Annotated in this window: 1 protein-coding gene; it reads left to right on the top strand. The window is 59.5% G+C overall.

Annotated elements, in window-relative coordinates:
- The first annotated feature begins 260 nt into the window (after positions 1-260).
- Positions 261-1,505, top strand: a complete 1,245-nt coding sequence (ltrA, locus tag N826_RS38910) for a group II intron reverse transcriptase/maturase (protein WP_044437973.1) — start codon at positions 261-263, stop codon at positions 1,503-1,505.
- The last annotated feature ends 81 nt before the right edge of the window (positions 1,506-1,586 follow it).

Genomic DNA, 1,586 nt, shown 5'->3' with positions numbered 1-1,586 from the left:
GCCTGCCGACTGCCCAACCGGCGTCCGGCATGAAGGTGGCGTGACCTTGAGACAGGCTCCGATAAGGAACACAGGAACCTGTCGTCCCGATGTGAAGGGAGAAACCCAAGCGGTCAGTCGCCGTGAGGGTCCGAGTACCGATGCGGGGCACAGGGGCGGAGGCGCTCGTAGTAGGGATGAAGGTCCTGTAATGGGACCGGACCGAAGGGGCGCCGTCATCCGGCTTTATTCAGCGGACAACCCGAGAGGGGATGACCTGCATGGATAAGGCGAAGCCATTTTGTATTCCCAAGCGTGAGGTGTGGGAGGCGTACAAGCAAGTGAAGGCGAACCAAGGGGCGGCGGGCGTTGACGGAGAGACTATCGAGGATTTCGACCGGGACCTGAAAGGGAACCTCTATCGGATCTGGAATAGGATGAGCTCCGGAAGCTACTTCCCGCCACCGGTGCGTCGCGTTGACATCCCGAAGGGAGATACTGGAGGAACCAGGCCGCTTGGCGTGCCGACGGTTTCCGACAGGATTGCCCAGATGGTCGTCAAACGATACCTGGAGCCGATCCTGGAACCCAGGTTTCATAAGGATTCCTACGGATATCGGCCCGGGAAATCAGCGCATGATGCCCTGGCCACGGCGCGCCAGCGATGCTGGAGCCGTGACTGGGTGCTGGACCTCGACATCAAAAGCTTCTTCGACGAAATAGATTGGGGACTTCTGATGCGGGCGGTGCGCCGACACACCGACTGCAAATGGGTGCTTCTGTATCTCGAGCGGTGGCTCAAGGCACCTGTGAGCATGCCGGACGGAACCTTGGTAGACCGGGAAAGAGGAAGTCCGCAGGGCTCGGTTGTCAGTCCCGTGCTGGCGAATCTTTTTCTTCACTATGCGTTCGATTGCTGGATGGACAGGGAGTTCCCGGACATCCCGTTCGAACGCTATGCCGATGACGCCATCTGCCATTGTCGGAGCGAGGTACAGGCGCTTGAGTTGCATCAGGCGCTGAAGCAGAGGTTTGCGGAATGCCGTCTGCAACTGCACCCGCAAAAGACCAAGATCGTTTACTGCAAAGATGCCAATCGCACTGGAAAGTACCCGGTTCGGTCCTTCGACTTTCTCGGCTTCACATTCAGGCCGAGATTGGCGAAGAACCGCACCGGCAAACGCTTTGTCAGCTTCATTCCAGCGGTCAGCAAGACCGCCGGTATAAGAATGCGTCGAAGCGTGCGCCGGTGGCGCCTGCATTTCCGCAGCGACCTTGATCTGGAAGACATCGCCAAGTGGGTTCGTCCTGTCCTCAGCGGATGGGTGCGCTACTACGGGCGGTTCTATCCCTCGAAGCTTCGCGATGAACTCCGCACGATCGACGCTTTCATCGTGCGGTGGGCCTCCCGCAAATACAAACGGTTCCGGGGTCACACGAAGGCGACTTGGGAATGGTTGAGTTCGCTCAGGCGGCGCAATCCGACCCTGTTCGCCCATTGGACCCTCGGAGCCACAGCTGGATGATGGGAGCCGGATGAATCGAGAGGTTCACGTCCGGTTCTGGGAGAGCGCGGGGCTGAGATGCCCCGCGCCACTCACCTACCT

Source organism: Skermanella aerolata KACC 11604 (assembly GCF_000936425.1).
GTDB lineage: Bacteria > Pseudomonadota > Alphaproteobacteria > Azospirillales > Azospirillaceae > Skermanella > Skermanella aerolata.
Note: the sequence above shows the minus strand (reverse complement) of the source record. Positions and strands in the feature narration are given on the sequence as shown.

What these genes read in the sequence shown, in the direction of transcription:
- ltrA (WP_044437973.1), top strand. Translation starts at nt 261, where the DNA reads ATGGATAAGGCGAAGCCATTTTGTATTCCCAAGCGTGAGGTGTGGGAG.